Raw genomic sequence first — 15926 nt, forward strand, 5'->3', positions numbered from 1 at the left:
GCGAGGCCCGACGCTCAGTCCTGCCCGCGACCAACAATCCCACCTAAATCGAAATCAGGCAGCCACCCCGAGTCGGTCGGTGGATCGAGGCTAAGCGGACGTGAGTAACTACGATTAAGGCGAGCTGGCCCCACCACGACGGCCTGGCTTCACCTGAATCGAAGAGCCATGAGCCATGAGCCATGAGCCATGAGCCATGAGCCATGAGCCATGAGCCATGAGCCATGAGCCAGGCTTGCAGCACTGAGGGCGGCAGAGTTGGGCGTCCCGAGGGCGTGCGCGTGCACGCTTTTTCCCAAGACGATGTCGTCAGACGCTTCATCGTTGGGTGGATGCCGATCGGCGTGCGCGGCCCGCCTGACCTGGCTCCAGCTACCTATGCCCCCTTTACATCCGTGCAGCTGCCCGAACTTCCATTAGCCGTGCCCTGTGCGCGGGGGTGACGGCCTCGGGCGGCTGCGTGAGCTTCCCGGAGTCGCGTCAGGGGTTGACGCCCGTCGAGTACTGGTGTCGAGTACTGGTGTCGAGTACTGATACTGGACGACGCGAGTCCTAGGCTGGCACCGGACGGGCCCAAGCTCGTGCGCGGGCAGTCGTTGGATGCCTGGCTGTGATGGCGGCTTCGTTGATGGCGCGCTCCCACCGCAGTGGGCGTGATCAGGGCCGGGCAGTAAGGGGTTTGCCACACGACGACACGGACGTGGGTCTTGCATTGAGCAGGTTTCTGAGGAGTGACTCGGTGAGCCACTCCTGGAACCTGGTGCTGGACCAGCCGCGTTGGCGGACCAGCTTGTCGTATAGGCTGGGATCGTTGAACAGCTACAGGAGGTCGGCGTCTTCGCATTCGGTCAGGCCGGGCCCACGCTCGAGAACCGGGCGGTCTTCGCCCCGCACGATGGACATGAAACCTCCGCCTTTTGCGTGTGTCTCCGACCTCTGATCCTGTCATGTCACGGACGTCAAGATCGACCGCTCATGGCCGCGATCAGGGCGCGTCATACCGCCGCGAAAGGGGTGGAAGGCGCTGTTTGCGTTTGTCCGCTCATAGCCGCGATGGGCGTGTGTCCTTTGTTCGGTGAGGGAACCTCCACTGCGACAGATCTGTGGCCACACCACCCAACCGTCGAACACGCCGATGTCGTGTCACAAGGGAACCTTGACCGGGCTGTTAGAGGAGCTCGACAGGTCACCTGCCTGCTACTCGGAGCCTTTACTGGGGCGCGTCTGCTGTGGAAGCCTTAGCAGCGTCAAACGCTGTAAGCACAGTTACTGCGCGGGCAGTTTTGAGCTCAAGATTAGCCAGCTCCCGATTGACACCTCGATGGCCACCAAAAACAATGCTAACGCCAGCCGGGGCCAGAATCTTCGGCTCCAGTTCGCTAAAAGGATCGGGAGAACATTAAAGAGGCCATAAAATACGAAGTCCCGCAATAAGCCGGGATACAGGTAGTCAATATTCTTCTGGGTGCGGTCGCCAGTCCAAAACCAAGCTCCAGTTCCGATCCACAAGTTCAGAGCTAAAAGGAACAATGTCAATGGGAGCGCCCACAACAAACGAATCGTTTTCGGCTGCGGATCGCGGCGCGCGAGATACGGAGGTTGAAATGGATCTCGCAGTCTCACCTAGTGCACCCCAATAATTCCGGACCCAGAACCTACGAAACAACCAGCTGTGACCTTCCCATTCAAGTCCACAACTCCGTTTACAGTAAGTGTTCCAGCAGCGTCAACGCTTAGATGCGAACCTGTGGAGGTCGTATTGGTCGAGAATGACACGTTCCCGGCTGTGCCACAGTTGCGGTTGCCCTTGGTGACAATGCTGACCCGATGTGTCGCTCCGTCAGCGGAAACGAAACTCGAACCGTTGATGGTGGAGAAACCGTTCGCATAGATAGTCAAGTCACCGCTGAGTTTGACGGTCATCGTCTGCAAATTCACCGCAGCGCACCCGGATCCTGTCGCATCGACCTCAGTATCCCCGGAGATTGAGACCGATGATCCATTGACGCTTGCACCCAACGAGGACATCGTGCATCCCGGGTTTGCTGTGAGACCTTGAGACCAGGTGGGCGCATTGTTCGCACGTGCTGTCTGGTTCATGAACTGAGTCCAGGTCAATGCCTGACCTGACCGGTAATCCGTGAGAGTCGTGGGCGCCGGAAGGCTTACCGACACGGATGGGACGGTTGACCCAGGGTACGCAGATCCACCTAATGCCCCTGACGCTTGTAGCTGAGCCGTCGTTTGGCCGTCTATCGAACTGAAAGTCCCCGCGGGACTGCCCCGAGTTCAGTTGACTCGGTGGGTTAGTGGTTTCACGCGGCGTTGAGGGCCATGTTTATGGTCTCAAACTCGATTGGGGTGAGTTTACCGAGGCGGCGTTGCCGACGCTTCCGATGGTAGGTCCGCTCGATCCAGACCACGATCGCCAGGCGCAGTTCCTCTCGGGTGGACCATCGCTGCCGGTCGAGGACGTTCTTCTGCAGGAGAGCGAAGAAGGACTCCATCGCGGCGTTGTCGCCGCAGGCGCCGACGCGGCCCATCGACCCAGTGATGGCGTTGTTCTTCAACACCCGGACGAAGGCGTTAGAGCGAAATTGCGAGCCTCTGTCCGAGTGCAGAATCGTGCCGGCGATGTCGCGTTGCCCGATCGCGTTGCGGGCCGCCGCGACCGCCAGAGATGCTTTCATCCGGGAGTCGATCGAGTAGCCGACGATCTTGTTCGACCAGACGTCCTTGATCGCGCAGAGGTAGATTTTGCCTTCATCGGTGCGGTGCTCGGTGATGTCGGTCAACCACAGCTGGTTCGGGCCTGTCGCGGTGAAGTTGCGCTGGACGTGGTCGTCGTGGACGGGCGGGCCGGCTTTGCCCCTCGGACCGCGTTTCTTCGCGAACACGGACCAGAGCCGCTGCTGGGAGCACAACCGCCAGACCCGGTTCTCGCCCGCCTTCAAACCCGCATGGTTGAGTTCGTCGGCGATGAACCGGTAGCCGAACGCGGGGTCGTCCTGGTGGGCGTCCCACGCCGCGTTGGTCAGGTGAGCGTCGTCCCAATCGCGTTGCGTGACCGGGTTTCGGAGCCACTGATAGAAAGCTTGTTTGGAGAAGTGCAATACCCGGCAGGTCACCGTGACGGGGACCCCGTCGACGGCCAGTTCGCGGACCAGCGGGTACATCATTTTGGGTTGACATCCCGGGAGAGATACGCGACCGCGCGGCGCATGACCTCGGCTTCCTGCTCCAGCAGGCGGATCCGTTTCCTCGCATCCCGCAGCTCAGCGGACTCCTTCTCCGTCACGCCAGGCTTCACCCCCTCTTCGACATCGGCTTTCTTCAGCCAGTACGCCAGGCACGACTCCGAGATACCGAAGTCCTTCGCGATCTGGCCCAACGGGGCTTCGTGCTTGCGAGCAACCGCGACGACATCGCGGCGGAACTCGAGTGGGTAGGGCTTGGGCATGGTGACATCCTTCCAGCGAAGACGAATCTCCACAGGTCAGGAGTCAACCAAACCGGGGGCAGTCCCGAGCGGGACCAAAGTTCCCGAGGTTTTGGCTTGGAAAGCTAGGATTATTGCTGCTGCTCCAGTCCTCGGCATCACGCATTTTCGCAACGAGGTACGGCGTCTTCTTTCATACTGTCCGACGACGGCCCTCGTTCTCCTTCCCCCGTATTTCACGCGAACGTTGCCTGTCAGGATCCGCTCATGAGCACTCCCTCCCCACTCCATACATTCATCGCTGACATCAGTGGCTCCATCGAAGTCGTAGGCGCCGACGAACCGCACAACATCGATCTCAGTGCGACCCAGCCCATCGACATCCCAATGCCCCCCTACCTGCCGAGCTCAACGACAAACATCTGAGGCGAGGTCCCACGGTGAATGTCACAATCACGACCATCGCGGTGAGACTGACGCCGTGGACTTCTCGCCCAGGGACTGTTTTTCAGAATGTGACGCCGGGAACGCACATAGTTGCTGGAAGCCTTTAAACGCTGCAGGGTGTTGCCTCTAGGGGGGACCGTCCGTCGATTTGTTGCGAGATGCGGTCGCGTCCTCGATGGCTTCTTCCCGAATCGCTATGTGGGCGGCGCCGACATCGCGAAGTTCCTCATCGTTGGCTTTTTCGATGCTCAGCACCGCCTTGTTTGCTGCGGGAAGTGCCTTCAAAATCTCGTCCAACTTTCTCTGTGTCGCGGCCTGAAGCCGCGATTGAGTGTGCTGAATCACAAACAGCATCGCGAAGGTCAGGCCAGCAACAAGAGTGAGGACGGTCGTCTCCAATCCAGCAGGGAACTCAAGAAAGACACTCGTCACGATCCAGACCGCGTCAGCCGTCACAAAAATCACGGCAACTAGCGGACGCGACGCCACCCGGTCAAGCTCCGTCAATAGTCGGCTCATCGTGGAATGAACCGAGGCGCGCTTTGTATCTGGATCTGGATGAGTCATCTTGAAACTCTCAAACGTCAAGGCTTTCCGACCGGGTCGGAACAGCGATCTGGCCCAGCTTGAAGAACCCGGCGGATGCATCCGCTTCGCGCGTCTGGTCGGACGCCGAACAGGGAAGTCGGGTGTCGCCAAACGCTACACGCCCTCGCTGCACACGACCACAACACGGGTGCACGTCTGCTGCGATGTGCCTCGCCCAACGGCGTGTACGGGATGCGCGCCCTCGGAATCCAAGACATCTGGTGCTCCGTGGAGCAGCGCGGCCGCGGCCACCTCGACTTGCGGCCACGATGAAGCCGCCGCCGGCCATATCCTATTTGTCATTGTGGCCACCATTGCGGTTGTGCTCTTGATCACCGGGGGCTTTGTGCAGTCCCTCAACTTCCTGCTCTGGGTCGGTGTGGTGCTGTTGATTCTCACCGTCATCGCATTCCTGCTTCGAATGATCTCAGGACGACGAAACGTGTAACCTCCACCGCAGCAGCGGGCAGCGGGCGACGCTGCCCTGTTGCTTGCGTGATGAACGTTCGCGTGCGCGGCGGAATTAGTTGTCGAACTCGGGGTAGTCCTGCTCTATATTTTTGAAATGGCGTTCTGGCGGAAGTGTTACGCCTCCGAGTTGAGGGGCGACGAATGGACGACGGACAATCAACCGCTGTGCAACCACCGCAGGGAGTACCTCCTGAGCTAGATGCAGGAACATCTGATCAGCCTGGAGAAGAAGGCAAACGCAAGAACCCGGTCGCACGGTTCTTTGGAGTGTTGGGTCCGGGGTTAGTCACTGGGGCCGCCGACGATGACCCGTCCGGGATCGCAACATATTCGCAAGCCGGCGCCACCTATGGGAACAGCATGCTGTGGACGGTGCCCCTGACTCTTCCTCTGATGATGGCGGTTCAGGAGATCTGCGACAGGATGGCGTTGGCCAGCGGCGACAGCCTGGGAATGCTGATCCGACGCAAGTTCAGTCGTGGGTTCCGGCTCGCGATCGGGGTGCTCCTCGTTGCGTTGATCGTCGCGAACTGTTTGAACCTCGCCGCCGATCTGAACGCCATCGGGCAAGGCATGAATCTTCTCCATGCCGGCCCGGCGTTCCTGTGGGCCGCAATCGCTGGCATCGCCATCGTCATCACCGTTATCGCGGGCTCGTTCGCGATGATCGGCCGGATCTTCAAATGGCTGTGCATGGTCCTGCTGGTATATGTTGGCGTGCTCTTCGTCTCTCACGTCAACTGGGCCGATGTCGGCCGTGGACTCATCGGCGGCCAGATCAAGTTCTCACCCGCATACCTTGGGTTGGTCGTGGGCGTGCTCGGAACCACGATCTCCCCGTACATGTTTTTCTGGCAATCCGCGCAACGCATCGAAGAACTCCGTGCTGAAAAACGCGGCGGAGACAAAGCTCCCGCCCTAGAGGAACGCCCCCCGCAAGAAGCCCGTCGCCGATTGCGTAACGGTCGGGTGGATGTGTTCACCGGAATGGTTTTCAGTGTCCTGATCATGTTCGCCATCATCGCCTCTTCCGCCGCGACCCTCGGCGCCCACCACAAGGCCGTCTCCAGCGCCGCCGATGCCGCGAAGGCACTCCAGCCGATCGCCGGCAACTACGCCGGCATTCTCTTCGCAGTTGGTTTCATCGGTTCCGGTGTGCTCGCCGTTCCCGTTCTAGCAGCCTCAGGCGCTGCCGGTCTGTCGGGACTGTTGAACAAGAACTGGGGCCTGGACCGCAGCCCACGCAAAGCCCCTCTGTTCTACATCCTGCTCGGCGTCGGAATCATAGCCGGAACAGTGCTTGCGGTCGTCTCGACCGACCCGATCGGACTGTTGATCCTCAGCGCGATCGTCAACGGCATCGCCGCCGGCCCGTTCCTCATCGTGATCATGCTGATATCCCGCGATCGGAAGATCATGGGCGACTACCGCAACGGTAAACTTGCCGCCACGATGGGATGGCTCACCACCGTCATCATGTGCGTCGCTGGCGCATACGGGATCTGGTACACCATCGCCGGAGGATGACCGTATTCGATTCTCGATCTCTGCACCACCCGGATACCTGACGCCAGTTACGCAACAACGGTTGCCTGACCGTCGGGTTGATGTTATTCCGTAGGCATGGACAAATTGCACCTGCGTCAACTCGCCATTGCCCTGCCCATCTGGTAAGCGGTGCAGTTCGCTGCCAGCATGACCGTGAACCTTTTCGTCAAGTTGCCAATCACACACCCGGGCACAACGGGTGGCAAGGACTTCGGCAGATCTGGGGCTAACCTACTCTGGGCTCTGTCCGGGACGGGTGGCCCCTCACTACTCATCCATACTTGGATCGCCTTCTCTCTGGTCATCGGAGCGATCGCGCTGTTTGTGCAAAGCCTTCCAAGTGGCGGACGACGTTGGCGGTGGGCCAGCGGCATCGCAGCGTTGCTCACGCTGAGGGCGCTGTTCAACGGTATGAGTTTCATGGACTGCAACAAGGAATTCAACCCCGCGATCATGGCCGGCTGTCGGCTCATCGTCGTCACTACCTTGGCCGTCCCGCTGGTGCGGACCAGAACCACGGTGGCAGCAGAATCCGAGATCGCCACCGATGGATAGATCGGACTAGCCGTTCCGCAAGGGGGACGGTCAACGCGACAGATCCACGGTCGATTGATCAGACGGGCGAGCTCGATTACTTCGCGTCACAAGGGAACCCCCACAGACATGATCTCACTCCCCACGATGCCGCCCGATCCAAGGACGGGATCGTGCGGACTGCGTCGCGTGGGCCAAGCTCGATCCGCGTTCGGGGCTCGAGCCGTGCGAGGTACTGATCTCGACACGCTCGAAGGGCTCGCTACTCGACAGCGGGGTTGCTCGACCAGCGGGGTGGCTCGACCCACGACGCTACTGGCCGAGCAACCAGCCGTCGGGCGCGGCGAGGTCGACCGCGGCATCCGGTCCCCACGATCCGCGGGCATAGGGCTGCACCTCCGGACGATCCTCGAGGATCGGCGTGATCACATCCCACGCGTGGGCGAGACCATCGGGCCGGGTGAACAGCGAACGGTCTCCTAGTATCACGTCGTTGATCAGCTTCACGTACGGCGGAAGCGAATCGGCTTCCTCCACCGCGGCCAGTGGCAGATTCGCGGATGCCGTGGTCAAGGTCAAGTCGGCCCCCGGCTCCTTGATGACGACACTCAAATCGATCTCGCCGGAACCCGATAGCTTCACCCTCAGAACGTTGCCATCGACGGGAGCGTCGTGGCTCAGCGGTCCGCTCGACGGGTTGCGGAAAATCAGACTCACCTGCTGCTCGCTCACCGCCAGCTGTTTGCCGGTGCGCAGGAGGAACGGCACATCGCGCCATCGGTCGGTGTCGATCCAGAGCCTCGCCGCGACGTACGTTTCCATGGTCGAATTGGGAGCGACGCCCTCGGTGGCCGTGTAGCCGTCGTACTGGCCGAACACGACATCCTTCTTCGCCAGGGGTCGGAATGCCGCGATCACCGACTCGCGAGCCGCCTGCAGGTCGTCGGCCCTCATCGACACCGGCGGCTCCATAGCGATCTCGGCGGCCACCTGAAACAGGTGGGTCACTATCATGTCGAGGAATGCGCCAGTCTCGTCGTAGAAGACGGCGCGGTCGTCGATGTCGAGCGTCTCCGGCACATCGATCTGCACGGCACGGATGTGTTCGCGGTTCCAGATGCTGTGGAACACACCATTGCCGAAACGCAGCACGTGGAGGTTCTGCGTACCCTCCTTGCCAAGGAAGTGGTCGATGCGGAACACCTGAGACTCGTCGAGCACCTTGTGCACGGCGGCGTCGAGTTCCCGGAAGTTCGCCGGCGAGGTACCGAACGGCTTCTCGTAGACCACGCGAGAGCCCTTCGCGAGGCCATGCTCCCCCAGGCCCTCGGTGATCGTGATGAAGGCGGCCGGCGGGATAGCGAGGTAGTGGATGAATTGGGCGTCTTCGCCCAGTTGCTTCCGCGCCTCCTCGATCACATCGAGCAACGTACCGGGATCGGAACTGTCGAATCCACCGCCGGCGAAGCCAAGATTCGCGCTGAACTCGTCCCACGGGCCGTCTTCCGGCTTCAGCCCGAACTCGGTGAGCACGTCGTGAACGTGACCACGGAAGTCTTCGTGAGACACGTCTCCGCGCCCGTTACCGATCAGCATCCACTTCTTCGGAAGCAGTCCATGCCGAGCCAATTGGTAGAAAGCCGGGATGACCATGCGTTTGGCGAGGTCTCCCGTCGCACCGAAGAGAACGAATACCGTCGCACCCGCGTCTGAGCTGTCAGCCATGTCTGCACCCTACGCCCGCAAACCAACGCTCACTTTTCACACGACGCCTCCTCGGCGGCGAGTAGTCCAGCGAATCAGCAGTCCACTGAGTCGGCTTTGAGTTCAATGACTCGCCAAATTCTGGCGAAAGTGCCACGATGACGTTATGGATACCAACGGTACTGGGATGACCGCCAAACCGGTTGTGCTCGTCGTGATGGGCGTGTCGGGTTGTGGCAAGTCGACGGTGGCCGCGCTCCTTGCTGGTCGTCTGGCCTGGCCGTTCGAGGAAGGTGATGCCCTGCATCCGCAGGCAAACATCGAGAAAATGACCGCAGGGCATCCGCTGACGGATGAGGACCGGGCCCCTTGGCTGCAGAAAGTCGCCGCCTGGGTGGAGGAACAACTTGACGCCGGACAGAGCGGACTGATTACCTGTTCTGCATTGAAGCGCGCCTACCGGGACGTCATCAACCGGCGCGGTTCCGGCATTGTCTTCGTCTATCTGTCGGGTACGCGGGAGACGATCGCTGCACGCTTGACGGCGCGTCACGGCCATTACATGCCAGCGAGCCTGCTGGAGAGCCAATTCGCCGCACTCGAGGAACCAACACCGGACGAACCGGAGATCACGATTGACGTCGGCCCGGCACCCGGGGTGATCGCGCAACACATCGTGGAGCAGCTCAACCTCACCGGCTGAGCGCAGTGAGGGAGAGAGACCATGACCGTACTCGCTAGCCCGAGCAGCATTCTCGCGCACCGGACGCTGAAGGTTGCCGCCGCCGCGACGGATAACGCACAATCGCCGTGGAGCGGCCACGACACCCAAGTGCTGATCGTCGCCGCGATCGGTATCGCGATCGTCGTCCTGCTGATCGTGTTGTTGAAGATCCACGCGTTTCTGGCGTTGACCATCGGCTCCCTGTTCGTGGGCATCGGATCCGGTATCGCACTGGACAAGGTGACAGCCTCTTACGAGGCCGGGGTCGGCGGGGTGCTCGGCTACGTCGGCGTGTTGATCGCGCTCGGTGCAATGCTCGGCAAATTGTTGGCCGATTCCGGTGGCGCTGACAAGGTGGTCGACACCCTGTTGCGCGGCCGGCCGGCAACGCTGCCGTGGAAGATGGCCCTGATCGCCGGCATCATCGGTATCCCGATGTTCTTCGAGATCGGACTCGTGCTCCTGATCCCCGTGGTGATGCTGGCCGTGCACCGTTCGAAGGGGCCGGCGATGCGGCTCGGAATCCCAGCGTTGGCCGGTCTGTCTGTGCTGCACGGATTCCTTCCCCCGCACCCAGGTCCGCTAGCTGCCATCGGCATTCTGCACGCCAACGTGGGAATCACCCTCGCCTTCGGCCTGATCGTCGCGATCCCGACGGTCATCGTCGCGGGCCCCCTGTTCAGCCGGCTGGCGGCACGAATGGTTCCGATCGGAGCCGCTGGCGCCGGCCTCGCCGTGGCCGGCATTTCGGCAGACGGATCGGCGAGCGCGTCCGCCGACGATTCGAAAGTAGCGGGCCAGAAAGCGGCAGGGCAGAAAGCGCAAGATCCGGCTGCCACCCGCAGCCCCACTTTCGCCTGGACGATCATCACCTTGTTGTCACCGCTGGTCTTGATGCTGATCAAGGCCGGGGCGGATATCTGGGTGGCCAAAGGGGCACTCCTGCGGCCCCTACTGGACTTTATCGGCGACCCCATCGTCGCGCTTCTGGTCGCGGTGCTGCTGGCCATGATCACCTTCGGCACCACAGTCGGTTTCGGCGCTTCCGTCCTGACCAAGAAGATCGGTCAGAGCCTGCTGCCGATCGTCGGCGTCATGCTGATCGTCGGCGCGGGTGGCGGCTTCAAGCAGGTGCTGGTCGACGGTGGTACCGGCGTGGCGATCGCGAAGGTCGCTCTCGCGGCTGGCCTTTCGACGCTGTTGCTGGGCTGGCTGGTGGCCGTCCTAATCCGGCTCGCCACCGGGTCGGCAACCGTCGCCACCGTCACTGCCGCTGGCATCATCGCGCCGCTGGCACACGGCCTGTCCCCAGCCCAGTTGGCGTTGGTGGTCCTCGGTGTCGGTGCTGGGTCGTTGTTCTTCTCCCATGTCAACGACGCGGGGTTCTGGCTGGTCAAAGAATATTTCGGCATGACCGTCGGTCAGACGATCAAGACCTGGTCGGTGATGGAGACCATCATCTCCGTGATGGGGCTGATCCTGACATCCCTGCTCTGGCTTGTCGCCTGACCCGCACCCGTGGTTTCGTCGGAGCCTGTCGGGATCGTCCGAGATTGATTGGGGGTGTCTGAAGAATTCGTGGTCGTTTATTCGAACGCGATCCGGCCATCTTCGATGTAAATCATTCCCTTACAGCTGCTGGAGTAATCGCGGCTGCGGCTCGTTCGGGGAGTGCTGGTCATTGTTGGGCTACAACCTGAACCAGCATGAGGAATTGCTCGAGCAACCCGACTGGTCGCCACATTTGCTGTGCGTGAATGCCATCACCGGCCACGGTCGAGTGGGGGCGCCACCGACGGACCAGCAGGCGGTCCGAAGAACCCTCTGCCCTGGGCTGAAGGGCTAGATTGGTGTCGTGACCGCCGGAATTAGCGGTGGGCCGTCTTCGGTCAGGTGGAGAAGGAGCGGATGACCGTGCCTGATCAGATCGACTGGCTATAGCCGAAGAACTCGTGGTCGTTGTTGTAGCCGCCCTGGCCGCCGCCGACGTCGGAGAAGTTCTCGACGAACTCGATCCCCTTGATCCATTTGACCATTTTGAAACCTAATTGCACCTCATTGCGCAGTCGCAATGGTGCACCGTGACCGAACGATAGAGCTTGGTCGTTCATGTCGTAGGCCAGCATCGTCAGGTCGTACGACATCTGCTCGATCGGCTGCGCGTCGTAGTAGGTGCCGCCGTCTGATCCTTCGCCGAACGAGTAGAAGATCACCCATTTCGCTTCGTTTTTGGGCTTGACCAAATTCATGATTGTCTGCATCGAAACGCCGCCCCATTTGGCGACGCCCGACCAGCCCTGGATGCAGAAGTGCTGCGTGATTTGGGTGTGTTGGACAAGATTGCGCAACTGAACCAGGTCGAGTTCGACCGGATTCTCCACCAGCCCGTTGACGCGCAACCGGTAGTCGGCGAAGTTCCGCTCACGCAATGCCGCATACTCCGTGCTGTCCGGATATTTTCCGTTGTGCCAGAAGTAGGGGGAGATGTCTTTCTCGGTGTACTGCTTGGGGTTGGCGTCAATGTGTTCGAACAAGCGTTGCGCCGGCCCGATCAGCGCGTATCCGACTTTCTGGATCGTGCGCGGATACCGGTAGGTGACGGGTGTGGCCGCGACCCAGCCGACGACGACGACGACCATGGACGCGGCGAAAATCCAGAAACCCACCCAGGAGTCATCGTTGCGGCTGGCGTACATGTGGTTGAGGTTCTGCAGGGCGCTCGTGGCCATGACGAGCGTCACATGGATGATGATGAATCCGACGAACCACACCATGACCAAGAAGTGCAGCGATCGCGCGACCTGGATGCTCAGCACCCTGCTGACCCAGTGGAACTTGGTCGATAGCGCGGGCGACATTCCAAGTCCGGTGATCAGCGCAAGCGGAGCTGCGATGAACACGGTGATGAAGTAGGCGATCAGCTGCAGGCCGTTGTAGTTGGTCCAACCCGTCTCTAGCGGCCAGTTCATGGACAGGTATTGAATCGCGACCGAGATCGAGTTCGGGATGACATCCCAGTGCAGCGGCACGAGTCGCACCCACTGACCGGTGCTGAAGATGAGAACATAAAAGACGATGCCGTTGGTCAGCCACAGCGTGTCGACACCGAGGTGCCACCAGCGGGCCAGGCCGATCGTGTGCCTGCGCCCAGGCAGTCCGACGCCGGCCGGCAGGGTGATCGAGTCCTCCTTCGCCGTGTAGAGCGGGTTCGGCGGGATCGGGTGCTGCATTCGGAACCAGTTCCGACCCGGCCCGCTGTTTCGGGTCCAGTACAGCCGCGGATGGTCGGCCAAGATCTGCCAGCCCGACCGGATGATGAAGATCATGAAGAACAGGTTGAGGAAGTGCTGCCAGCCCAACCACGCCGGGAGCCCGACCGGCGCCCAGGACGGCAATTCGGATGTGCCCGGGTAGGTGTGCATGAAATCCTGCACGGCCGGAACGGTGCGCAGGCCACGCGCGACGGCGATGGCCGCGACAAGCATCACGAACCCGATCGGGATGAACCAGAGCAGGTTGAACCACTTGGTATGTCCGATGCGGATGCGTGGTGCGACGCCGTACTGGGCCGGAATGCTGCCTGCCCATTCCGCGTCGATGATGTCTTCGCTCTTCTTGGTGAGTTCCGATCGGTAACTTCGTAGGATTTCGGGGAGCTCATCAGTTGCCGGCGCGGGGATATCTTCCGGGGAGGGACGGCGTTCTGCGTTCACTTTGCTTTCCCTCTATCTATTCGAGAAGTTTTCCGATGACCGAGTCGTCGACGGACGGGATCAACCGGGCGATCTCGACCGGCGTGTCCACAACCGGCTCCTGTGCGAGTGGGGCATCGAGCGACCACACCATGTTCACCTTAAGCGCTGGGTCAAGTGCGGGGTAGTCGGAGCGGTTGTGTGCACCGCGTGTCTCGGTGCGTGCCAGGGCCGATTCGAGTGTGGCGCGGGCGGCGATCATCGACCCTTTCAGGTCGAGGGCGTGGGCGAGGTCGTCGAAACCGGCGATATCCGGGTGAACGGCCAGGTCCGGCATCCGCGCCTCGACGGCATCCAGCTTCGTCAAACCAGCACGGAGGCCCTCATCGTTGCGGATCACGTCGGCCTGTTCGCTCATGAGGTTGCGGATGGCGCGTTGCATGCTGCGGACGTTGTCGTATCCGCGACCGGCCAGCAGCGTATCGATCTCCCCTTTCGCTTCCATCACGGCGTCTTGGCTTCGAACCTGGGCGGGAAGCTGCCGAGAATATTCGGCGGCAGCCTGCCCGACGATACGGCCGTAGACCAGCAGTTCCGCCAGCGAGTTGCCGCCGAGCCGGTTGGCGCCGTGGGTGCCGGAACTGGCTTCCCGATTGCATACAGCCCGGCAACATCGCTGCCGTGATCCTTCGGCCGCACCGACACGCCGCCCATCGAGTAATGCGCGGTCGGGGCGATCTCGATCGGATCCCGGGTGATGTCGAGCATTTGCAGGTCGAGCATGTTGCGGTAGATCCGCGGCAGCCGGGTCAGGACCTGCTCGCGATCAAGGTGAGTCAAATCCAAAAGCACCCGACCTTTGAGCGTGCCGCGGCCTTCGCTGATCTCGGTGGAGATCGCCAAGGCCACCCGGTCCCGGGTGGACAGCTCCATCCGCTCCGGGTGGTATCGGGCCATGAACCGTTCGCCGTCGGCGTTGCGCAGGATGCCTCCCTCACCGCGGGCCGCTTCGGAAATGAGTAGACCGGCCGCCTCGGCCGGCTCCAGAAGCCCGGACGGGTGGAACTGCACCAGCTCGGCATCCCGGATCCGTGCGCCGGCCAGAGCGGCCAGGCGGAAGGAATCGCCGGTGTTCTCGTCTCGGCGGGAGGTGGTCTGCCGCCAGATTCTGGTGTGACCACCGGTAGCCAGGATAACCGCATCGGCGTGGATCACCACCCGCGACCCGTCGACGATGTCGAACCCGTACGCCCCGAAGATCTGCCCGTCCGACACGAGAAGCCGCGACACATAAACCGCGTCGATAATAGACACCCCGACGATAGCGGCGCGCCGCAAGAGGGTGCGTTGAATTTCCAGGCCAGTGCAGTCTGCGGCGAAGCAAGTGCGCCGGTAGGTATGGGCGCCGAAGAAGGGTTGCGAGAAGCGACCGTCCGCTTCGCGGGCGAACGGCATCCCCCATGCCTCGAGTTCCTGGATGCCCTCCGGCGTGTTTCTCGCCATCGTTTCCACGATGCGCGGGTCGGCCAGGTCATACGATTCCTTGATCGTGTCGGCGGCGTGCTGCTGCCAGGAGTCCTCCGGATCCACCGTGCCCAGCGCCGCGTTGATGCCCCCGGCTGCCAACGTCGTGTGGGCGTCGAATTTGCGCCGCTTGCCGACGGGGAGAACATCCACACCCTGCGCCCGAAGCTCGATGGCCGCGTGCAGGCCGGCACCGCCGGTGCCGATCACCAGCACGGATGTGGCGATGGTGAGTTCGATCATGGTTTCTCCACGTGTCCGCCGAATTGTTTGCGCATCGCCGAGAGGGTCTGATCGGCGAAATGGTCCAGACCCCGGGAGTCGAACCGGGACACCAAGGCGTTCATCAGCACGGGCGAGGGCACGCCTTCCTCGATTGCCGCGATCGCCGTCCACCGGCCCTCACCGGAGTCGGACACGCGGCCCGAGTATTCGTGCAGGTCGGGGGATTCCAGCAACGCTTCCGCGGTGAGATCCAGCAGCCAGGACGCGATCACGCTGCCGCGCCGCCACACCTCGGTTACCAAGGTGAGGTCGATGTCGTATTGGTAGAACTCGGGGTGTTCCAGCGGCGCCGTCTCCGCGTCGTCCTCACGCCTAATCTTTCCCACGTTGGCGTTCTTGAGAATGTTCAGGCCTTCGGCGTACGCGGCCATCATCCCGTACTCGATTCCGTTGTGCACCATCTTCACGAAATGTCCGGCACCGACCGGACCACAGTGCAGGTAACCGCGCTCAACCTCGGCCGGTCTGCCTCTGCGGCCGGGGGTGCGCGGCGCGGCGTCCACACCCGGGGCGATCGCCTCGAAGATGGGCCGTAGACGGTCGACAACCGCTGTTTCGCCGCCGATCATCAGGCAATACCCGCGCTCCAGACCCCACACACCGCCACTGGTGCCCACATCGAGATAGTGGACTCCGCTGTCTTGGAGTTTGGTGGCCCGGGCGATGTCGTCACGGTAGTACGTGTTGCCGCCGTCGATGACCGTATCGCCCGATTCCAGTCGCTCGGCGAGGTCGTGCACGGTCTGCTCGGCGATGGCGCCGGCCGGCACCATGATCCACACGGTCCGGGGTTTCTGAAGCTTCGCCACAAGTACGTCGAGGGTTTCGGCGCCGACCGCCCCCTCGGAGGCGAGCCCGCTCACCTGCTCTGCGTTGACGTCGAAGACAACGCACTCGTGGCCGGCGGGCAGCAGTCGTCGCACCAAGTTCGATCCCATTCGACCGAGTCCGACCATTCCTAGTTGCATGC

11 protein-coding genes and 1 pseudogene are annotated in these 15926 nt (G+C 61.8%); 6 read left to right on the top strand and 6 right to left on the bottom strand.

What is annotated here, in order from left to right; translation table 11 throughout:
* Window positions 1–2315: 2315 nt before the first annotated feature.
* A protein-coding gene (locus RCH11_RS16475; RefSeq protein WP_327058114.1) for an IS3 family transposase occupies window positions 2316–3460 on the bottom strand; the annotation gives its coding sequence in 2 pieces (ribosomal slippage) (window positions 2316–3181 and window positions 3181–3460; 1146 coding nt in all).
* Between the two features lie 246 nt (window positions 3461–3706).
* Here RCH11_RS16475 and RCH11_RS16480 point away from each other — a divergent pair.
* On the top strand, window positions 3707–3865 hold the full coding sequence (locus RCH11_RS16480) for a hypothetical protein (protein ID WP_327058115.1): 159 nt from the start codon (window positions 3707–3709) through the stop codon (window positions 3863–3865).
* 147 nt (window positions 3866–4012) lie between these two features.
* Here the strand turns inward: RCH11_RS16480 and RCH11_RS16485 are convergent, their stop codons facing one another.
* Window positions 4013–4474: a low affinity iron permease family protein gene (locus tag RCH11_RS16485; protein ID WP_327058116.1), complete on the bottom strand. Its 462-nt coding sequence runs from the start codon at window positions 4472–4474 to the stop codon at window positions 4013–4015.
* A gap of 304 nt (window positions 4475–4778) precedes the next feature.
* Here RCH11_RS16485 and RCH11_RS16490 point away from each other — a divergent pair, with 304 nt between their 5' ends.
* From RCH11_RS16490 to RCH11_RS16500, 3 genes are all read left to right on the top strand, one after another.
* The gene (locus tag RCH11_RS16490) at window positions 4779–4922 is read left to right on the top strand and encodes a hypothetical protein (RefSeq protein WP_327058117.1); all 144 of its coding nucleotides are present in this window, start codon (window positions 4779–4781) and stop codon (window positions 4920–4922) included.
* A gap of 164 nt (window positions 4923–5086) precedes the next feature.
* Window positions 5087–6472, top strand: coding sequence for an Nramp family divalent metal transporter (locus RCH11_RS16495; protein ID WP_327058118.1), 1386 nt, complete (start codon window positions 5087–5089; stop codon window positions 6470–6472).
* A 168-nt stretch (window positions 6473–6640) separates the two neighbouring features.
* Complete coding sequence (locus tag RCH11_RS16500; protein WP_327058119.1) at window positions 6641–7048, top strand: hypothetical protein; 408 nt, start codon at window positions 6641–6643, stop codon at window positions 7046–7048.
* A gap of 291 nt (window positions 7049–7339) precedes the next feature.
* Here the strand turns inward: RCH11_RS16500 and zwf are convergent, their stop codons facing one another.
* Window positions 7340–8752, bottom strand: coding sequence for a glucose-6-phosphate dehydrogenase (gene zwf, locus RCH11_RS16505; RefSeq protein WP_327058120.1), 1413 nt, complete (start codon window positions 8750–8752; stop codon window positions 7340–7342).
* Between the two features lie 166 nt (window positions 8753–8918).
* Between zwf and RCH11_RS16510 the strand changes: the two genes are divergently transcribed.
* Window positions 8919–9434, top strand: a complete 516-nt coding sequence (locus RCH11_RS16510; RefSeq protein ID WP_327058121.1) for a gluconokinase — start codon at window positions 8919–8921, stop codon at window positions 9432–9434.
* Window positions 9435–9455: 21 nt separating this feature from the next.
* Window positions 9456–10964, top strand: coding sequence for a GntT/GntP/DsdX family permease (locus RCH11_RS16515; RefSeq protein ID WP_327058122.1), 1509 nt, complete (start codon window positions 9456–9458; stop codon window positions 10962–10964).
* Window positions 10965–11377: 413 nt separating this feature from the next.
* Here RCH11_RS16515 and RCH11_RS16520 read toward each other — a convergent pair whose 3' ends face one another.
* The 3 genes and pseudogenes from RCH11_RS16520 to gnd form a co-directional block, all read right to left on the bottom strand.
* Entirely contained in the window at window positions 11378–13168 is a 1791-nt protein-coding gene (locus RCH11_RS16520) for a molybdopterin-dependent oxidoreductase (RefSeq protein WP_327058123.1), read from the bottom strand.
* Between the two features lie 16 nt (window positions 13169–13184).
* Window positions 13185–14914: pseudogene (locus tag RCH11_RS16525) on the bottom strand (L-aspartate oxidase).
* Window positions 14911–15924 carry a phosphogluconate dehydrogenase (NAD(+)-dependent, decarboxylating) gene (gene gnd / locus RCH11_RS16530; RefSeq protein ID WP_327058124.1) on the bottom strand — a complete coding sequence of 338 codons (1014 nt, stop codon included), beginning with the start codon at window positions 15922–15924 and terminating at the stop codon, window positions 14911–14913. Before gnd ends, RCH11_RS16525 begins: the two are co-directional and overlap by 4 nt.
* Window positions 15925–15926: the final 2 nt, after the last annotated feature.

The organism is Glaciihabitans sp. GrIS 2.15 (assembly GCF_035984695.1).
GTDB lineage: Bacteria > Actinomycetota > Actinomycetes > Actinomycetales > Microbacteriaceae > Lacisediminihabitans.